The following is a 14,550-nucleotide window of genomic DNA, read 5'->3' as shown; positions in this document are numbered from 1 at the left end:
GCGGCGATCCGTCACGAGATTGTCAGCGACCGCGCCCCGCGCGGGGCGCGCGCGCGGCGATCCGCCGACCGGCGGGCCGCTATTGCAGCAGCTCCGGATCAGGCGGCGCGGCAACGGTGCGCACGCCCGCGCGGCGCAACCGCTCCAGCTCCAGATACTGGTCCAGCGACTGCCGCTCATAGGCGTCGTAATAGACGTTCACGTTGAACAGCCGCTCCAGCAGGCGGCCGTCATTGGCGCGCCGGTATTCCAGGTCCTCGGCCGCCAGAACGCCGCGGATATTGCCTTGGACGCCGTAGCGCGTGGCGGTGGCGATCATCGCGCCGTCGACGCCCGATCCGCCGGCCGGGTTCCCGCCCAGCGCGGTGATGGCCTCGGCCTGCGGCTGGCGGTCGGTGCGGTTGGTGCCGCCCGGCGTGGGCGGCGGCAGCGCGGCGAAGCTCTCGGGCTGCTGCAGCGGGCGCGTCGGCAGGATCGAGAACTCGTCGGGCGTGCGGTCCGTCTTCCGAAGGTTGAACAGGGTCGGGTTGCGCTCCGCGCAGCCCGCCAGCGTCGCCGCCAGAACCGCCATCATGGCAAGCCGTCCGATCATGCGCGGGGTCCCCCCTTCGTCGCGTCCGCCCCGTTCCTAGCCCGTCCGGCGCGCCGGGTCACGGGGTCTTTCCATCCGCCTTGCCGGCCTGTTGTTTCTTCGGATCGTCGGCCCAGACGATCAGTCCGAAGGCCCCCGCGAAGATGAACACGTCGGCGATGTTGAACGCATAGGGGTTGCGGATGCCGCAGCAGGACATGTTCAGGAAATCCGCCACCGCGCCGTAGATCACCCGGTCCAGCGCGTTGGCCAGCGCCCCGCCGATCACCAGCCCCGCCGCGATCTGCCCCACCGGCCGTGCGAAGCCCCGCGCCCAGCGCAGAAGCAGGCCCGAGACTCCGATCGCGACCGCCACCAAGAGCCAGCGCGCCCCCGCCCCGGACATAAGGCCGAAATTCACGCCCTCGTTCCAGCCCATGCGGAAGGTCAGCAGGGGCGGCAGCACCTCGATCACGCCCACCGTCTTCAGGTTCATGGCGTGGACCACGATCACCTTGGACAGCTGGTCGATGGCGAAGGCCAGCGCGGCCCATGTCAGGATCCGGCGCATCAGTGACGGAAGTGCCGCATGCCAGTGAAGACCATCGCGAGCCCCGCCGCGTCGGCGGCGGCGATGACCTCTTCGTCGCGCATCGAGCCGCCGGGCTGGATCACCGCCCGCGCGCCGGCCTCGGCGGCGGCCAGCAACCCGTCGGCGAAGGGGAAGAACGCGTCCGAGGCCACGACCGAGCCCTGGGCCGTGCTTTCGGTCAGCTCCAGCGCCTCGGCCATGTCCTGCGCCTTGCGCGCCGCGATGCGCGAACTGTCGAGCCGGCTCATCTGCCCCGCGCCGATGCCCACCGTCGCGCCGTCCTTGGCATAGACGATTGCGTTCGACTTCACGTGTTTGGCGACCCGCCAGGCAAAGAGCAGGTCGCGGATCTGGTCCTCGGTCGGCGCCAGCTTGGTGACCACCTTCAGGTCCGCCGCCCCGATCCGGCCGGTGTCGTGATCCTGCGCGAGCCAGCCGCCCGCCACCTGCCGCATCATCCGGCGGTCGCGCTTCGGGTCGGGCAGGCTGCCGGTGGTCAGGAGCCGCAGGTTCTTCTTGGCGGCGAAGACCTCGCGCGCGGCCGCGTCGACGCCCGGCGCGATGACGACCTCGGTGAAGATCGCGGCAATGGCCTCCGCGGTCGCGGCGTCGAGCGGGCGGTTCACCGCGACGATGCCCCCGAAGGCCGAAGTGCGGTCGCAGTCGAAGGCGCGCCCATGCGCCTCGGCGAGGCTATCGCCGGTGGCCACGCCGCAGGGATTGGCATGCTTGATGATGGCGACGGCGGGGTCGTCGAACTCGGCCACCAGCTCCATCGCGGCATCGGTGTCGGCGATGTTGTTGTAGCTCAGCGCCTTGCCCTGGTGCTGCTCCGCGGTGGCGACGCCGGCCCGGCCGCTGCCATCGATGTAGAAGGCGGCCTTCTGATGCGGGTTCTCGCCGTAGCGCATGGGCTGCGCGAGCGTCCCCGCAGCGGCGACGCGGCGCGGCGTCTCCTCGTAGCGGGCCATCCAGGTCGCGACGGCCGCGTCATAGGCTGCGGTGCGGCCATAGGCGATCGCGGCCTGGCGCTGGCGGAAGGGCAGGGTGGTCGCGCCCTTGTGGGCGTCCAGCTCGGCCAGCAGGGGCGCGTAATCCTCCGGATCGACGATCACGGTGGTGAAGGCGTGGTTCTTCGCGCCCGCGCGGATCATGGCGGGGCCGCCGATATCGATATTCTCGATGGCCTCCTCCTCGCCCGCGCCGCGCGCGATAGTGGCCTCGAACGGGTAGAGGTTCACCACAAGCAGGTCGATCGGCTCGATACCCATCGCCTCCATCGCGCTCAGGTGCCGCGGCTCGTCGCGCCGCGCCAGCAGCCCGCCATGGATGTTGGGATGCAGCGTCTTGACCCGGCCATCCATCATCTCGGGAAAGTTGGTCACGTCCGAGACGTCGCGCACCGCGACCCCGGCGGCGCGCAGTGCGTCGGCCGAGCCCCCGGTGGACAGGATCTCGACCCCCCGGTCGGCCAGCGCCCGGCCCAGCTCGTCCAGCCCGCTCTTGTCGGAGACCGAGATCAGCGCGCGGGTGACCTTCACATGGTCGAACATGGCATATCCTTCGCTCGGGGACCGCTCGCGCGATCAGAAGAGGCCTTCGGCGGGGGTGGGCGGCAGATCGGTCGCCTCCTGCGCGCGCGTCAGGCTCCAGTCGATGGTGGCGGCATATTTCACAACGCGGTCGGATAAAACCACCTGTTGCGCCGCGCGCGGCTTCAGGCGCCCGGGCTCCAGATGGACCGACGGCTCCAGGCTCAGCCGGCCCGCGCCGCCGGGCCGGAACACCCAGACCTCGCCCGATCCCAGCGTCAGCGACACGGCGCGCCCGCCCATGTCGATCTCGGCCAGCGTGTCGGGATGCAAATGGAAGCGCAGTTGGAACGGGATGCCCTGCAGCTTGGCCTCGCTCTGCGCGTCCTCGAAGCGTTCCTTGTCGCGGGCCGACACGGCGCGCAGCGCGTCCTCGCCCTCCAGCTTGCGCCCGTCCGCCGACAGCACCAGCCGGCGCAGATGGGTCAGCCCGTGGCTGCCCACATAGCCGTCCTGCGACAGCACCACCGTCGTCGCCGAGCGCGAGCCGCTGCGCTGCCACTGCACGCGGGCGGGGGTCTGCACCAGCGGCGCGATCCGCCGGCCGTCATGGATCAGGATCGGCCCGATCCGCGAGGACGACCAGCCCTCGATCGCCAGCGTGGAATGGCTGGCCGTGGCACGCCCGGCGCGGTGCCAGTCGGGGCCGAACGCCCCGCCCGGCCCGCAATTGACGATCACCGGGCCCGCGCCCGAGGTCATCTCGAAGGCCAGCGTCGAGGCATGGGCCGAGCCGCTGACCAGCCCCGCGGGCGGCGGGGTCGCGTCGATCACCACCGTCGTGCGCCCGTGACTCACCGGGACGTAGCCCATGGCCAGCCCGCTTTCGTTGCGCCCGCGCACGCCCGATTCGACCAGCACCCGGTCCAGCCGCCCCGGCAGGCCGCGCCCGCCGCCATGAAACCGCGCCAGCCCGCCATCGGCATGGCGCAGCGCGCGCAGCGTCGGCACGATCCGCGCCTGGGCCGCGCCCAGCGCCTCGGGTGCTTCGCCCGTCGCCGCCAGCGCCCCGATCGCCCAGCCCAGGAGCGTCGCCACCTCCAGCAGCGCCTCGGGATTGCGCGAAGCGATGCCGCCATCCGCGCTCACATCCTCGGCCATCGCCGCGGCCAGCGCCGCCGTCGCGCGCGGGCCCAGATCGCCCAGACCCTCCAGCGTCAGCCCGGCATAGAGCAGCCCGATCAGCGCCTCCATCCGCGGCAGGCCCGCGGGCGCGGTTCCCCAGTCGCGGCGCAGCAGCACCGCGTGGCGATACATCGCGTCGAACAGCGCCGCCTGGTCGCGCGCCGGCATCCCCTGCAGCAGGAGCGGCGCGTGGCTGATCCAGCGCAGCAGCCGCCGGCCGGCCAGCGCGGGCGTCCAGCCCGGCCCCCGGCCCGCGCCGTAGCGGCGCACCCAGTCCAGCACCCAGGCCCGCACCGCGCCCGTCGCGTCGGCGGTGCCCAGCGCCATCACGTCGTCCAGCCAGCCCTGGCCGTGCAGCTGCATCTCGAAGGGGGTCGACGGCGCGTCCAGCGCCCAAGGCGAGGCGTCCCGCGCCTCGACCAGCTGCCCCGCCAGGTGCCAGGTGCCCGACAGGATCTGCTGACCGCGCCGGGCCGATCCCGCGCCGCGCGGCTCGGGCTGCCAGACCAGCGCGCGCTGGCCGCGGGGCGGACGGGCGCGGGCCACGCGCAGGCGCGTCTTCCAGCGGTCGCGGAGGCGGTCCTGCGATCCCATTGCCCGGCCCTCGATCGGCGGCGCCTGTCCCGGCGCCTTGCCCGCGGGGACGATACGCGCGCCCGGCGCGGCTGTCACGCGCCCGCTTCGGGAACCGTCAGAACCGCCATGTAGAAGCCGTCCATCCCGCCCCGCTCGGGCCAGAGATCGGGCAGGAGCCGCAGCCCGTGATCCGACGCGGCCTCCGCCGGCAGGCCCAGCGCCACCGGGTCGGGTGCGTGCGCCACCAGCCCCGGATGGCGCTTCAGCGCGGCGCTCACCTGGTGCTCGCCCTCCACCGGCAGCAGCGAGCAGGTGCAGAAGACCAGCCGCCCGCCGGGGCGCACGAAGCCCAGCGCCCGGTCGATCAGCTTGTATTGCAGCCGGGTCAGCGTCTCGACGTCGCGCGCCGCGCGCAGATGCGGCAGGTCGGGATGGCGGCGGATCGTGCCCGTCGCGGTGCAGGGCGCGTCGAGCAGCACCGCGTCGAAGGGCTCCTCGGGCGTCCAGTCCAGCGCGTCCGCCACGACGATCTCAGCCGCGAGCCCGGTGCGCTCCAGGTTGGCGCGCAACCGGCGCAATCGCCCCTCCGACAGGTCCAGCGCCGTCACCTGCGCGCCCGCGGCGGCCAGCTGCATCGTCTTGCCCCCCGGCGCCGCGCAGAGGTCCAGCACCCGCAGCCCCGCCACGTCGCCCAGCAGGCGCACGGGGATCGCGGCGGCCGCGTCCTGCACCCACCAGTCGCCCTCGGCATAGCCCGGCAGGGCCGAGACCTGCCCGCCCGGCAGCCGCAGCGAGCCGGTCGGCAGAACCTCCGCACCCTCCACCGTCACGCCCGGCTTCGGGGTCAGGTCCAGCGGCGCGCCCGCGACATGCGCGGCTTCGATCGCGGCCAGCCGGGCCCCGCCCCAGGCCTTGTGAAGCGGCGCGCGCAGCCAGGGCGGCAGGCTCGGCGGCGGCAGCGCCTCCCAGCCGGCGCGGTCCTCGGCCAGCTTGCGCAGCACGGCATTGACCAGCCCGGCCTGTTTGGCGGTCTTGGGCGACATCCGGGCCAGCGCAACGGCGTCGTTGACCACGCCGTGCGGCGCGGCGCCGTCGGCGTGGATCTCGGCCAGGGCCAGCCGCAGGATGTCGCGGATGCGCGCGGCGGGCTGACGGTCCATCGCCGCCTTCAGCATCGCGTCGGCGCGGCCCATATGCCGCAGCGCCAGCCCCGCCAGCCGCAGCGCCCGCGCCGCGTCGGGCCCGTCCAGCCCCGAGGCGCCGTCGCCCAGCATGCGCCCGTCGCGCAGCACATGCGCCATCAGGCGGAGCGCGCCCTTTCGGGCGGACAGGCTGTCGCGGGTCTCGGCCATGGGGCCTCCTTGAGAGATGGGTGCCGCGACGTATATGAAAGGCTCATTCCCGGCAAGGAGGCGCCCCATGGCAGACCGCATGACCGTCGATCCCGATGCGATCCCGCAGCCGGATCCCGACGCGCCCGCCTGCCCGACCGGCAACCGCACCCGCGGCCCCGAGATCGTGCCGCTCGACCCGGCGGCCGAAGCCGCGCGCCGCGCCGCCCTGCCCGAGATCGCGCGCCGCGCGCTGGAGGAGGCCGATGCCCGCAAGCGCGAGGTGCTCGACCTGCCGCCCGAGCTGGGCGGTCGCGACGGGCCCGAGCCGGTGCGCTACGGCGATTGGGAAAACAAGGGCATCGCGATCGACTTCTGACCGCCGGGCCGCGTCACCGGATCCGCAGATCCGCCACGTCGCCCGCGCCGCGGTCGGCGACGAAGCGCACCGTGTCGCCGCGCACGGCCACCAGCTGGCAATTCAGCGGGAAGTCCCGGATCACCGTGTCGAGCGTCCGGCAGAAATAGCCCTCGCGCCAGTCCCATCCGCCCGAGACCCGGAACCCGAAGCCCCGGCCGGCAATCGAGCCGTCGCGCCCGACCTGCAGCGAAACGCCGTCGCCGGTCAGCCGCTTGCCCTCGACGAGGCTCAGGAAGGCCGCGCGGTCGGTCACGCGTTCGAAGGCCAGCGCGGGCGCCGGCAGCAGGAGGAGGAGGGCGAGGATCAGCCGCATGCAGGAAAAGATGGGCCATTGCGGTCCGGCTTCAATCCCGGCCAGGCGTCGAACCGCCGCTGGCCGTCCCTCAGCGCAGGTCGAGCACGTCCAGCATGTCGTAGCTGCCCGGCGCGCGCCCCTGGCCCCAGAGCGCCGCCTTGATCGCGCCGCGGGCGAAGACCGAGCGGTCCGAGGCCACGTGGCGCAGCACGATGCGTTCGCCCTCGGCGGCGAAGATCACGTCATGCTCGCCCACGATGTCGCCGCCGCGGATCGCGTGGAAGCCGATGCGGCCCCGCTCCCGTGCGCCGGTGATCCCGTCGCGGCCGCGCTCGGCCACCGCGTCCAGCGCCACGCCGCGTCCCGCCGCCGCCGCCTCGCCCAGCATCAGCGCCGTGCCCGAGGGGGCGTCGACCTTGTGGCGGTGATGCGCCTCGACGATCTCGATGTCGTAATCGGCGTCGAGCGCGGCGGCGACCCGGGTCACCAGTTGCGTGAGCAGGTTCACGCCCAGCGACATGTTTCCCGCGCGGATCACCGTCGCGTGGCGGGCCGCGCGCTCCAGCGCGGCGATGTCGGCGGTCTCGAGCCCGGTCGTGCCGACGACGTGGACAGCGCGGGCCTGCGCGGCCAGCTCCGACATCGCGACCGTCGCGGCGGGGGTGGTGAAATCGATCACCGTCTGCGCGCGCGCGACCACCTCGATCGGATCGTCGGTCACCGGCACGCCGCTCGGCGCGCCGCCCATTGCCTCGCCCAGGTCGTGGCCCGCCCAGCGATGCCCCGGCGCCACCGTCACGCCCACCAGCCGGCAGGCGTCGGAGGCGCCGATCAGCTCGATCAGCATCCGGCCCATGCGGCCCGAGCCGCCCGCGACCACGATCCCCGGCAGCGCAACGTCCGACATAGATCACCCCCAGATCACCCGTGGATCACCCACGAAATTCCCCGCCTCTCTTGGGGCACACCGCCGTCTCATGCAACATGGGCGCGGGTTGCGTCCGTCCCGCCGCCCCCATATCTGCGGCCCCCTCAGGAGGGTTTCCCATGGCACGTTCCCGGTTCGACCAAGGCGCAGGCCCGTCGCAGCGCCAGCTCCGCGTGGGCGAGCTCATCCGGCGCACCCTCTCCGACGTCCTGGCCCGCGGCGAGATCCACGACCCCGACCTGCAATCCATGTCGATCACCGTGGGCGAGGTCACCGTCTCGCCCGATCTCAAGATCGCCACCGCCTGGGTCCTGCCGCTTGGCGGTAAAGGCCGCGAGAAGGCCATCGCCGCGCTCAAGCGCAACAAGGGCGAGCTGCGCCGGGCCTTCTCGAAGGAGATGACGCTGAAATACACGCCCGACCTGCGCTTCCGCATCGACGAGACCTTCGACCGCATGGACGAGACGCGGCGGCTGTTCTCCGAGGAGACGGTGCGCCGCGACGTCGAAGGGGGCGGGGAGGGGTCGGAATGATCCGCGCGCTGGCCGTCGCGGCGCTGGGCTGGCTGGCCGCCGCCACGGCGGGCGCGGCCTGCGAAGCCGTCATCCACCGGGACCGCGCCTTCACCGTCTGCACCGCCGATCGGGATCGCCATGCCATCGACCTGCGGCTCAACGGCGCCGACGGCACGCCGCTGGGCAGCTTCGTCGAGCTGCAGCGCCAGACCGAAGCGCCGATCGCCTTCGCCATGAACGGCGGCATGTACCATCCCGACCGGCGTCCCGTGGGCCTTTACGTCGAGGACGGGGTGCAGCTTTCCGGGATCGTGACCCGCGAGGGCCCGGGCAATTTCGGCATGCTGCCCAACGGCGTCTTCTGCATCGCGGCCGACGGCGCGCGGGTGATCGAAAGCCGCGCCTACGCCGCCGCGCCCCCGGACTGCGAGGACGCCACGCAATCGGGCCCGATGCTGGTCATCGACGGCGCGCTGCACCCGCGCTTCCTGCCCGACAGCGAATTCCTGAACCTGCGCAACGGCGTGGGCGCCGCGCCGGACGGGCGGGCGGTGCATTTCGTCATCTCGGACGAGCCGGTCAGCTTTTACGAGATGGCGACCCTGTTCCGTGATGTGCTGGGCGTGCGTGACGCGCTCTACCTCGATGGCCGCGTCTCGCGGCTTTACGCGCCCGCGCTGGGCCGCGCCGATCCGGGGCGGCAGATGGGTCCGATCCTCGTGGTGACGGAGCGCTAGGATGGCGCGCCGCAAGAAGGGGCGGGACGTCCATGGCTGGCTGGTCGTGGACAAGCCCGCGGGCGTAACCTCGACCGCGGTGGTGGGCCGCGTGCGCTGGGCGCTCGACGCGAAGAAGGCGGGCCATGCGGGCACGCTTGACCCCGATGCGACCGGCGTTCTGGCCGTCGCGCTGGGCGAGGCGACCAAGACCGTCCCCTTCGTGACCGACGCGGAAAAATGCTACCGCTTCCGGGTGACCTGGGGGGCCGAGACGGCGAGTGACGACGCTTCGGGCGCGGTGCTCGAGCGCCGCGAGGCGCGTCCGGATGCGGCGGCGATCGAAGCCGCGCTTCCGGCCTTCCGCGGCTGGATCGAACAGGTCCCGCCGCAGGTCTCGGCCGTGAAGGTCGCGGGCGAGCGCGCCTACGACCTCGCCCGCGAGGGCATCGAGATGGAGCTGGCCGCCCGCCCGCTGCATGTCGCGCGGTTGGAGCTCGTCGCGGCCGACGCGGAGGGCGCCGAGCTGGAGATGGTCTGCGGCAAAGGCGGATATGTGCGCGCCATCGCCCGCGACCTGGGCCGCGCGCTGGGTTGCCTCGGCCATGTCGCCTGGCTGCGCCGGACCTGGTCCGGCCCGTTCCGCGCCGAGGACGGCATCGCCTTCGCCGAGATCGAGGCGCTGGCCCGCACGCCGGACCTGGAGGCGCGGCTGCTGCCGCTGGAGGCCGGGCTGGAGGGCCTGCCGATGCTGCCGGTGACCGAGGCGGCCGCGACCCGGCTGCGCCACGGCAATCCCGCCGAGGTCCTGACCGGCGCGGAGCATGGCGCGACCTGCTGGGCGGCGCTTCACGGCCAGGCCGTCGCGGTCGGCACCTATCGCGCGGGGCTGCTGCATCCGACCAAGGTCTTCGTGCGCTGAAACATGGCGCCGCCGCGCGGGCCGGGTTTGTTACAGTGGATCACGCGATCCGGCCCGCGGCGCTCGCGGCGATCAACCTGTGCGTGAGGGGGGCTGCCCCGATGCGCCCGCGCCGGGCTAGTCCGAGGCAACGCCATTTCGGATGCCAAGGAGGCCCGACCATGACCGCCCTGACCCTCGACCGCCCCACCGCCGCCGCGACCGCCGGCACGATCCTCACCGCCGGCGCCTTCGCCAGCATCGCCTTTGACCTGTTCGGTCAGGGCCTCGCGCCGCTTCTGGGCTTCGCCAAGCTCGCCCCGGTGGGGCTGGCGCAACAGACGCTGCAGACCATCTTCGGCGCCGTGCCCAAGGGGCTGGCCGATATCCTCCACCTGTTGACCGGCCTGATCGCCTATCCGCTGGGCTACGTCCTGATCGCGCGGCCCGTCGCCGCGCGGCTCCTGCCGCGCCTGCCTTGGAGCGCGGTCGCCGCCGCCTACGGGGTCGGGCTGTGGGTCTTCGCGCTTTATGTCATGGCCCATCTGGTGGCCGGCCTGCCCGCCTTCCTGGGCTTCACCGGGATCACCTGGGTCGCGCTCTGGGGGCATGTCCTGTTTGCGCTGGTCGCCGCCTTCGTGGTCGAGCGCCGCGCCTGAGGCCGCGCGCCGCCCCTTGCCGGCAGGCCGGGGCGGCGCCTATTCCGGGGGCATGATCACCCGCGAATTCACCAAGGGCGACGCCCCGTCGACCGCCACCTATTCGGCGGATGAACGCTACCGCTACGACCTGATCCGCACCTGGGACGGCGCGGGCGAGCGGATCAACTTCGTGATGCTGAACCCCTCCACCGCGACGGAACTCGCCAACGACCCCACGGTCGAGCGCTGCGAGCGGCGCGCCCGCGCGCTGGGCTACGGCGCGTTCCGCGTGACCAATATCTTCGCCTACCGCGCCACCGATCCTCGCGACATGCGCGCCTGCCCGGACCCGGTGGGCGGGTCGGCCAACGACGCGGCGATCCGCGCGGCGGCGCATTGGGCGGATGCGGTGGTCTGCGCCTGGGGCGTACACGGCGCGCATCTGGACCGCGGCCCGGCGGTTGAGCGGTTGCTGCGCGCGACGGGGCGGCCGCTGAGCATGCTGGGCCTGTCGAAGGACGGGCATCCGAAGCATCCTCTCTATATCGGATACGCCGTCCGACCGCAGCCCTGGGAGGCCGTCCGATGCCCGACCTGACCCGCCAGATGATCGAGGCCGATGACGGCACCCATATCGCGGTGCGCACTGCCGGATCGGGGCCGCCGCTTCTGTTGCTGCACGGCTTTCCGCAGAACCATCGCTGCTGGCTGAAGGTGCTGCCCCGGCTGGCCGAGCGCTTCACCTGCATCCTGCCGGACCTGCGCGGCTATGGCGACAGCGCCGCGCCCGCCGACGACGCGACGAATTCGGTCTATTCCAAGCGCCGGATGGCGCAGGATATGGTGGCCGTGCTGGATGCGCTGGGTCACGACCGCGCCCATGTGGCGGGGCACGACCGGGGCGCGCGCGTGGCCTATCGATTCGCGCTCGACCATCCCGAGCGGGTCGACCTGCTGGCCATCCTGGAGGTGATCCCGACCGTCGAATGGTGGGACCGCTGGAACGCCGAGACCGCCTACAGCGCCTATCACTGGACCTTCCTCGCCCAGCCCGCGCCGCTGCCCGAGCGGATGATCGGGGCGGATCCCGCCGCCTGGATCGACTGGACGCTGTCGTCCTGGACCAAGCCCAAGACGCTCGATCCGTTCGAGGCCGGGGCGCTCGCCAGCTACCGCGCGCAAGCGGCGAGCCCCGACCACCTGGCGGCGATGTGCGGCGATTACCGCGCGGGGTATTTCACCGACCGCCGGATCGACGCGGCCGATCGCGCGGCCGGCCGAAGGATCGCCGCGCCGCTGCATTTCATCTGGGGGCAGCACGGCTTTCCGGCCGCCACAGGCGACCCCGCCGCGATCTGGCGGAACTGGGCCGACACCGTCACCGACAGTTCGGTCGACGCCGGGCATTTCGCGATGGAGGAGGCGCCCGAGGAGGTCGCCGCCGCCCTGCTGGCCTTCTTCGCGGGCTGATCGGGCGGGCCGCGGCGCTCAGGCCAGCGCGACCAGCGAGACATGGCCCGCCTCGACGACCGCCGGGCCCGCCACGAAGGCCACCAGTTCGCCGTCGAGGCGCAGCTCGCTGCCTTCGGCCGTCCGGCTGATCGACAGGTCGGGCGGGGTGCCCGCGGCTTCGTACTCGATCTCGATGAGATCGGCCTCCGGGTCGAAATCCTCGATCCGGGGCGCGGCATAGGCATCGGAGGCGGCGGGATCCAGCGTCACGGGCGCCGCGCGGAACAGGTAGTGATCCGCGCCGGCCCCGCCGATCAGCACGTCGCCCGCGTCGCCGGCCAGCGTATCGTCTCCATCCCCGCCCGACAGCGTGTCGCCCGTGTCGACGTCGAACCCGTTCTCCATCACGGTACCGTCCAGTAGGTCGTCGCCCAGGCCGCCCGCCAGCTCGTCCGCGCCCAGCCCGCCGAACAGGCGGTCGTCGCCCGCCCCGCCGCCGAGCCGGTCCGCGCCCTCGCCGCCCGAGAGCAGGTCCGCGCCATTGCCGCCGCCCAGAAGGTCGTCGCCTTCCTCGCCCAGAAGGACGTCGTCGCCGCCGCCGCCGAACAGCGTGTCGTCGCCGCCGCCGCCCTGGATCTCGTCGCGGCCGGCGCCGCCGGATGCCAGATCGTCGCCATCCCCGCCGAGCATCAGGTCGTTGCGGTCGCCGCCCTGCATCGCGTCGTCGCCGGACCCGCCGAAGATCGCGTCGGAATCGAAGGCGATCGGGTCGACCGCAGATCCGCCCAGGCGGTCGCTCAGGTGATCGCCGGCCAGCATGTCCTGCGCGTCGGCCGTGGCCCCCGGCCCGGACGCGCCTTCCAGCGCGACGCTCAGCGGCGAGGACGCGCCCTCGCCGACCGGATCGCCCTCGACCGGGTCGGGTGCGGGATCCTCGGCATCGGCGTCGAAGCTCAACGGGGCGATCATCATCACGCCCGAAAGGGCCATCCCCAGAAGACCGGCGATCAGGAACATGGGCGGGACCCTTCGTTTCGAGCCCGCCTGCTATCACAACGGCCTGAAACGAAGCTAGAACATCCCGCTCTCGTGTTTAACGCCCGGTGAATCGCCCGCCGCGCGACGGCGGCCCTTTCCATCGCGGCGGAACTGGTGTACGCGGCGCGCTCACTCCAAGGGCCTGCGCTGGACGACATCCCGGCCTGTGCCATTCCTCGAACCAAGGAGACCCCGATGTCGATCACTGTCGAAGAGAAGACCCGTCTGATCAAGGAATTCGCCACCAAGGACGGCGATACCGGCTCGCCCGAAGTGCAGATCGCGATCCTGACCTCGCGCATCGCCACGCTGACCGAGCATTTCAAGACGCACAAGAAGGACAACCACTCGCGCCGTGGCCTTCTGATGATGGTGGCCCAGCGCCGCAAGCTGCTGGATTACACCCGCGGCAAGGACGAGGCGCGCTACCAGGAGATCATCAAGCGCCTCGGCATCCGCCGCTGAGCGCCGACCCGTTCGATCGAGGGGCCGCACCGCCGGGTGCGGCCCTTTTCGTTTCGGGGGTCAGGCCGCCGCCTGTCCCAACCGGCGCACGTCCCGCAGCCAGCGGGTGATGCGCTCGGGCGCGGCGTCGGTCGCGCCGGCGAAATGGGTGATGCGGGCCGGTCGGATGCCGACGAAGCCCAGCACCTGTCCGGTCAGCTGGCGCATCAGCGCGCTGCCGTAGAACAACCGATAGATCCAGTTCGGCGTGTCCGATGTCAGGAACACGCGGCCCGTGCGCCCGGTCAGAAGCGGCGCGGGCAGGCCCATGGCCGTGGTGTTTCGCGTGTCGAAAGTCCGCCCCGGCAGGAAGGCGCGGTCGATCAGCCCCTTCAGCCGCGCGGGCAGGCCGCCCCACCAGACCGGCGCGGCGAGCACGACATGCTCGGCCCATTCGATATCGCCGAGCAGCGCCTCGAGCTCCGGCTCCAGCGGCTTGGCGTTGCCGTAGCCGCCGCCGCCGAAATCGGGATCGAAGCGCATCTCGCTGAGATGGTGCAGCCGGACGACATGGCCTCGGCCGCGGGCCGCCTCGGCATAGGCCATCGCGAAGGCGCGGGAGAGGGAGGTCTCGGCGGGGTGGCCGTCGAGGATGACGATGCGTTTGGGGGACATGGGAAAGCTCCTGAATTTGACCATGGTCATATTCAATGATCCAAAACATGACCGCGGTCAAGTTATAATTTGACCACGGTCGGAAACTTGCTAGGATGCCGCCATGAAACAGCCCGTCCAGAAGCGCGCGCAGCGCACCCGCGAGGCCCTGATCGCCGCGGCGCAAGAGCTCTCCGCCGGCGGCTACGAGGCGCTTCGGGTCGAGGAGATCGTGCTGCGGGCCGGCGTCGCGAAGGGCACGTTCTTCGCGCATTTCCCGGACAAGGACGCGCTGATGGATCAGCTTCTGGGCGCGCGGATCGACGGGCATCTGGACGCGATCGCCGCCCGCCCGGCGCCGCGCTCGGTCGACGAGATGCTCGACGCGCTGATGCCGCTCCTCGGGTTCATGACGTCGGAGCGCTACGTCTTCGACCTGATCCTGCGCTATTCCGGGGCCGCCGCCGTCGAGGAGATCGGGCCGATCGCCCGGACCTTCCAGCGCCAGATCGAGATCGTCGCAGACTGGGTGCGGGACGCGCCGTTCCGGCGCGACATCTCGCCCGAGCTGATCGCCGAAGGCGTGCAGGCCTTCGCGGTCCAGGCCATGGCGCTGCGCTTCTGCGCGCTCAATGGCGGGCCGGTCCGCGACCGGCTGGAGGTCTACCTCCGGGCTTGGTTGCTGCCGGGCGGCTGAGCGGCATGTACGCCTTTCATTCCGCGCCGGAATCCCTTATGTGCCCCCCATCTGAGACGTG

General features: G+C 72.2%; 18 protein-coding genes. 9 read left to right on the top strand and 9 right to left on the bottom strand.

The window, feature by feature from the left end; translation table 11 throughout:
- Window positions 1–79: 79 nt before the first annotated feature.
- The 5 genes from P8627_RS06010 to P8627_RS05990 form a co-directional block, all read right to left on the bottom strand.
- Window positions 80–592: a DUF3035 domain-containing protein gene (locus P8627_RS06010; RefSeq protein ID WP_279966777.1), complete on the bottom strand. Its 513-nt coding sequence runs from the start codon at window positions 590–592 to the stop codon at window positions 80–82.
- A gap of 58 nt (window positions 593–650) precedes the next feature.
- A complete protein-coding gene (gene lspA, locus P8627_RS06005) occupies window positions 651–1,142 on the bottom strand; it encodes a signal peptidase II (protein WP_279966776.1) in 492 nt (163 codons plus the stop codon).
- On the bottom strand, window positions 1,142–2,716 hold the full coding sequence (gene purH / locus P8627_RS06000; protein WP_279966775.1) for a bifunctional phosphoribosylaminoimidazolecarboxamide formyltransferase/IMP cyclohydrolase: 1,575 nt from the start codon (window positions 2,714–2,716) through the stop codon (window positions 1,142–1,144). The genes lspA and purH overlap by 1 nt, the downstream gene beginning before the upstream one ends.
- Window positions 2,717–2,749: 33 nt before the next feature.
- Window positions 2,750–4,474, bottom strand: coding sequence for a heparinase II/III family protein (locus P8627_RS05995; protein WP_279966774.1), 1,725 nt, complete (start codon window positions 4,472–4,474; stop codon window positions 2,750–2,752).
- Between the two features lie 74 nt (window positions 4,475–4,548).
- Window positions 4,549–5,808, bottom strand: coding sequence for an RsmB/NOP family class I SAM-dependent RNA methyltransferase (locus tag P8627_RS05990; RefSeq protein WP_279966772.1), 1,260 nt, complete (start codon window positions 5,806–5,808; stop codon window positions 4,549–4,551).
- 67 nt (window positions 5,809–5,875) lie between these two features.
- Here P8627_RS05990 and P8627_RS05985 point away from each other — a divergent pair, with 67 nt between their 5' ends.
- A complete protein-coding gene (locus P8627_RS05985) occupies window positions 5,876–6,166 on the top strand; it encodes a DUF1674 domain-containing protein (RefSeq protein WP_279966770.1) in 291 nt (96 codons plus the stop codon).
- Window positions 6,167–6,179: 13 nt separating this feature from the next.
- Here the strand turns inward: P8627_RS05985 and P8627_RS05980 are convergent, their stop codons facing one another.
- Together P8627_RS05980 and dapB are read right to left on the bottom strand one after the other, a co-directional pair.
- Window positions 6,180–6,521 (bottom strand): dihydrodipicolinate reductase, encoded by a 342-nt coding sequence (locus P8627_RS05980; protein ID WP_279966768.1) that lies wholly within the window; start codon window positions 6,519–6,521, stop codon window positions 6,180–6,182.
- Between the two features lie 70 nt (window positions 6,522–6,591).
- The gene (dapB, locus tag P8627_RS05975) at window positions 6,592–7,410 is read right to left on the bottom strand and encodes a 4-hydroxy-tetrahydrodipicolinate reductase (RefSeq protein ID WP_279966767.1); all 819 of its coding nucleotides are present in this window, start codon (window positions 7,408–7,410) and stop codon (window positions 6,592–6,594) included.
- A gap of 140 nt (window positions 7,411–7,550) precedes the next feature.
- On the opposite strand from dapB, the gene rbfA reads away from it, so the two are divergent.
- The 6 genes from rbfA (at window position 7,551) to P8627_RS05945 (ending at window position 11,674) form a co-directional block, all read left to right on the top strand.
- Window positions 7,551–7,964, top strand: a complete 414-nt coding sequence (gene rbfA / locus P8627_RS05970; RefSeq protein ID WP_279966765.1) for a 30S ribosome-binding factor RbfA — start codon at window positions 7,551–7,553, stop codon at window positions 7,962–7,964.
- Window positions 7,961–8,683, top strand: a complete 723-nt coding sequence (locus tag P8627_RS05965; protein ID WP_279966763.1) for a phosphodiester glycosidase family protein — start codon at window positions 7,961–7,963, stop codon at window positions 8,681–8,683. Before rbfA ends, P8627_RS05965 begins: the two co-directional genes overlap by 4 nt.
- A 1-nt stretch (window position 8,684) precedes the next feature.
- Window positions 8,685–9,584, top strand: a complete 900-nt coding sequence (truB, locus tag P8627_RS05960; protein ID WP_279966761.1) for a tRNA pseudouridine(55) synthase TruB — start codon at window positions 8,685–8,687, stop codon at window positions 9,582–9,584.
- A gap of 161 nt (window positions 9,585–9,745) precedes the next feature.
- On the top strand, window positions 9,746–10,222 hold the full coding sequence (locus P8627_RS05955) for a hypothetical protein (RefSeq protein ID WP_279966759.1): 477 nt from the start codon (window positions 9,746–9,748) through the stop codon (window positions 10,220–10,222).
- A gap of 52 nt (window positions 10,223–10,274) precedes the next feature.
- Window positions 10,275–10,802 carry a DUF1643 domain-containing protein gene (locus P8627_RS05950; protein WP_279966757.1) on the top strand — a complete coding sequence of 176 codons (528 nt, stop codon included), beginning with the start codon at window positions 10,275–10,277 and terminating at the stop codon, window positions 10,800–10,802.
- Window positions 10,790–11,674, top strand: a complete 885-nt coding sequence (locus tag P8627_RS05945; protein WP_279966756.1) for an alpha/beta hydrolase — start codon at window positions 10,790–10,792, stop codon at window positions 11,672–11,674. Before P8627_RS05950 ends, P8627_RS05945 begins: the two co-directional genes overlap by 13 nt.
- 18 nt (window positions 11,675–11,692) lie before the next feature.
- On the opposite strand, the gene P8627_RS05940 is transcribed toward P8627_RS05945, so the two are convergent.
- Entirely contained in the window at window positions 11,693–12,673 is a 981-nt protein-coding gene (locus tag P8627_RS05940) for a calcium-binding protein (RefSeq protein ID WP_279966755.1), read from the bottom strand.
- A 216-nt stretch (window positions 12,674–12,889) separates the two neighbouring features.
- On the opposite strand from P8627_RS05940, the gene rpsO reads away from it, so the two are divergent.
- The gene (gene rpsO / locus P8627_RS05935; protein WP_279966754.1) at window positions 12,890–13,159 is read left to right on the top strand and encodes a 30S ribosomal protein S15; all 270 of its coding nucleotides are present in this window, start codon (window positions 12,890–12,892) and stop codon (window positions 13,157–13,159) included.
- Between the two features lie 60 nt (window positions 13,160–13,219).
- On the opposite strand, the gene P8627_RS05930 is transcribed toward rpsO, so the two are convergent.
- Entirely contained in the window at window positions 13,220–13,813 is a 594-nt protein-coding gene (locus P8627_RS05930; protein ID WP_279966753.1) for an NAD(P)H-dependent oxidoreductase, read from the bottom strand.
- A 103-nt stretch (window positions 13,814–13,916) separates the two neighbouring features.
- On the opposite strand from P8627_RS05930, the gene P8627_RS05925 reads away from it, so the two are divergent.
- Window positions 13,917–14,489 (top strand): TetR/AcrR family transcriptional regulator, encoded by a 573-nt coding sequence (locus tag P8627_RS05925; RefSeq protein ID WP_279966751.1) that lies wholly within the window; start codon window positions 13,917–13,919, stop codon window positions 14,487–14,489.
- Window positions 14,490–14,550: the final 61 nt, after the last annotated feature.

It is taken from the genome of Jannaschia sp. GRR-S6-38 (assembly GCF_029853695.1).
GTDB lineage: Bacteria > Pseudomonadota > Alphaproteobacteria > Rhodobacterales > Rhodobacteraceae > Jannaschia > Jannaschia ovalis.
This window is presented reverse-complemented; position numbering and strand designations above follow the sequence as displayed.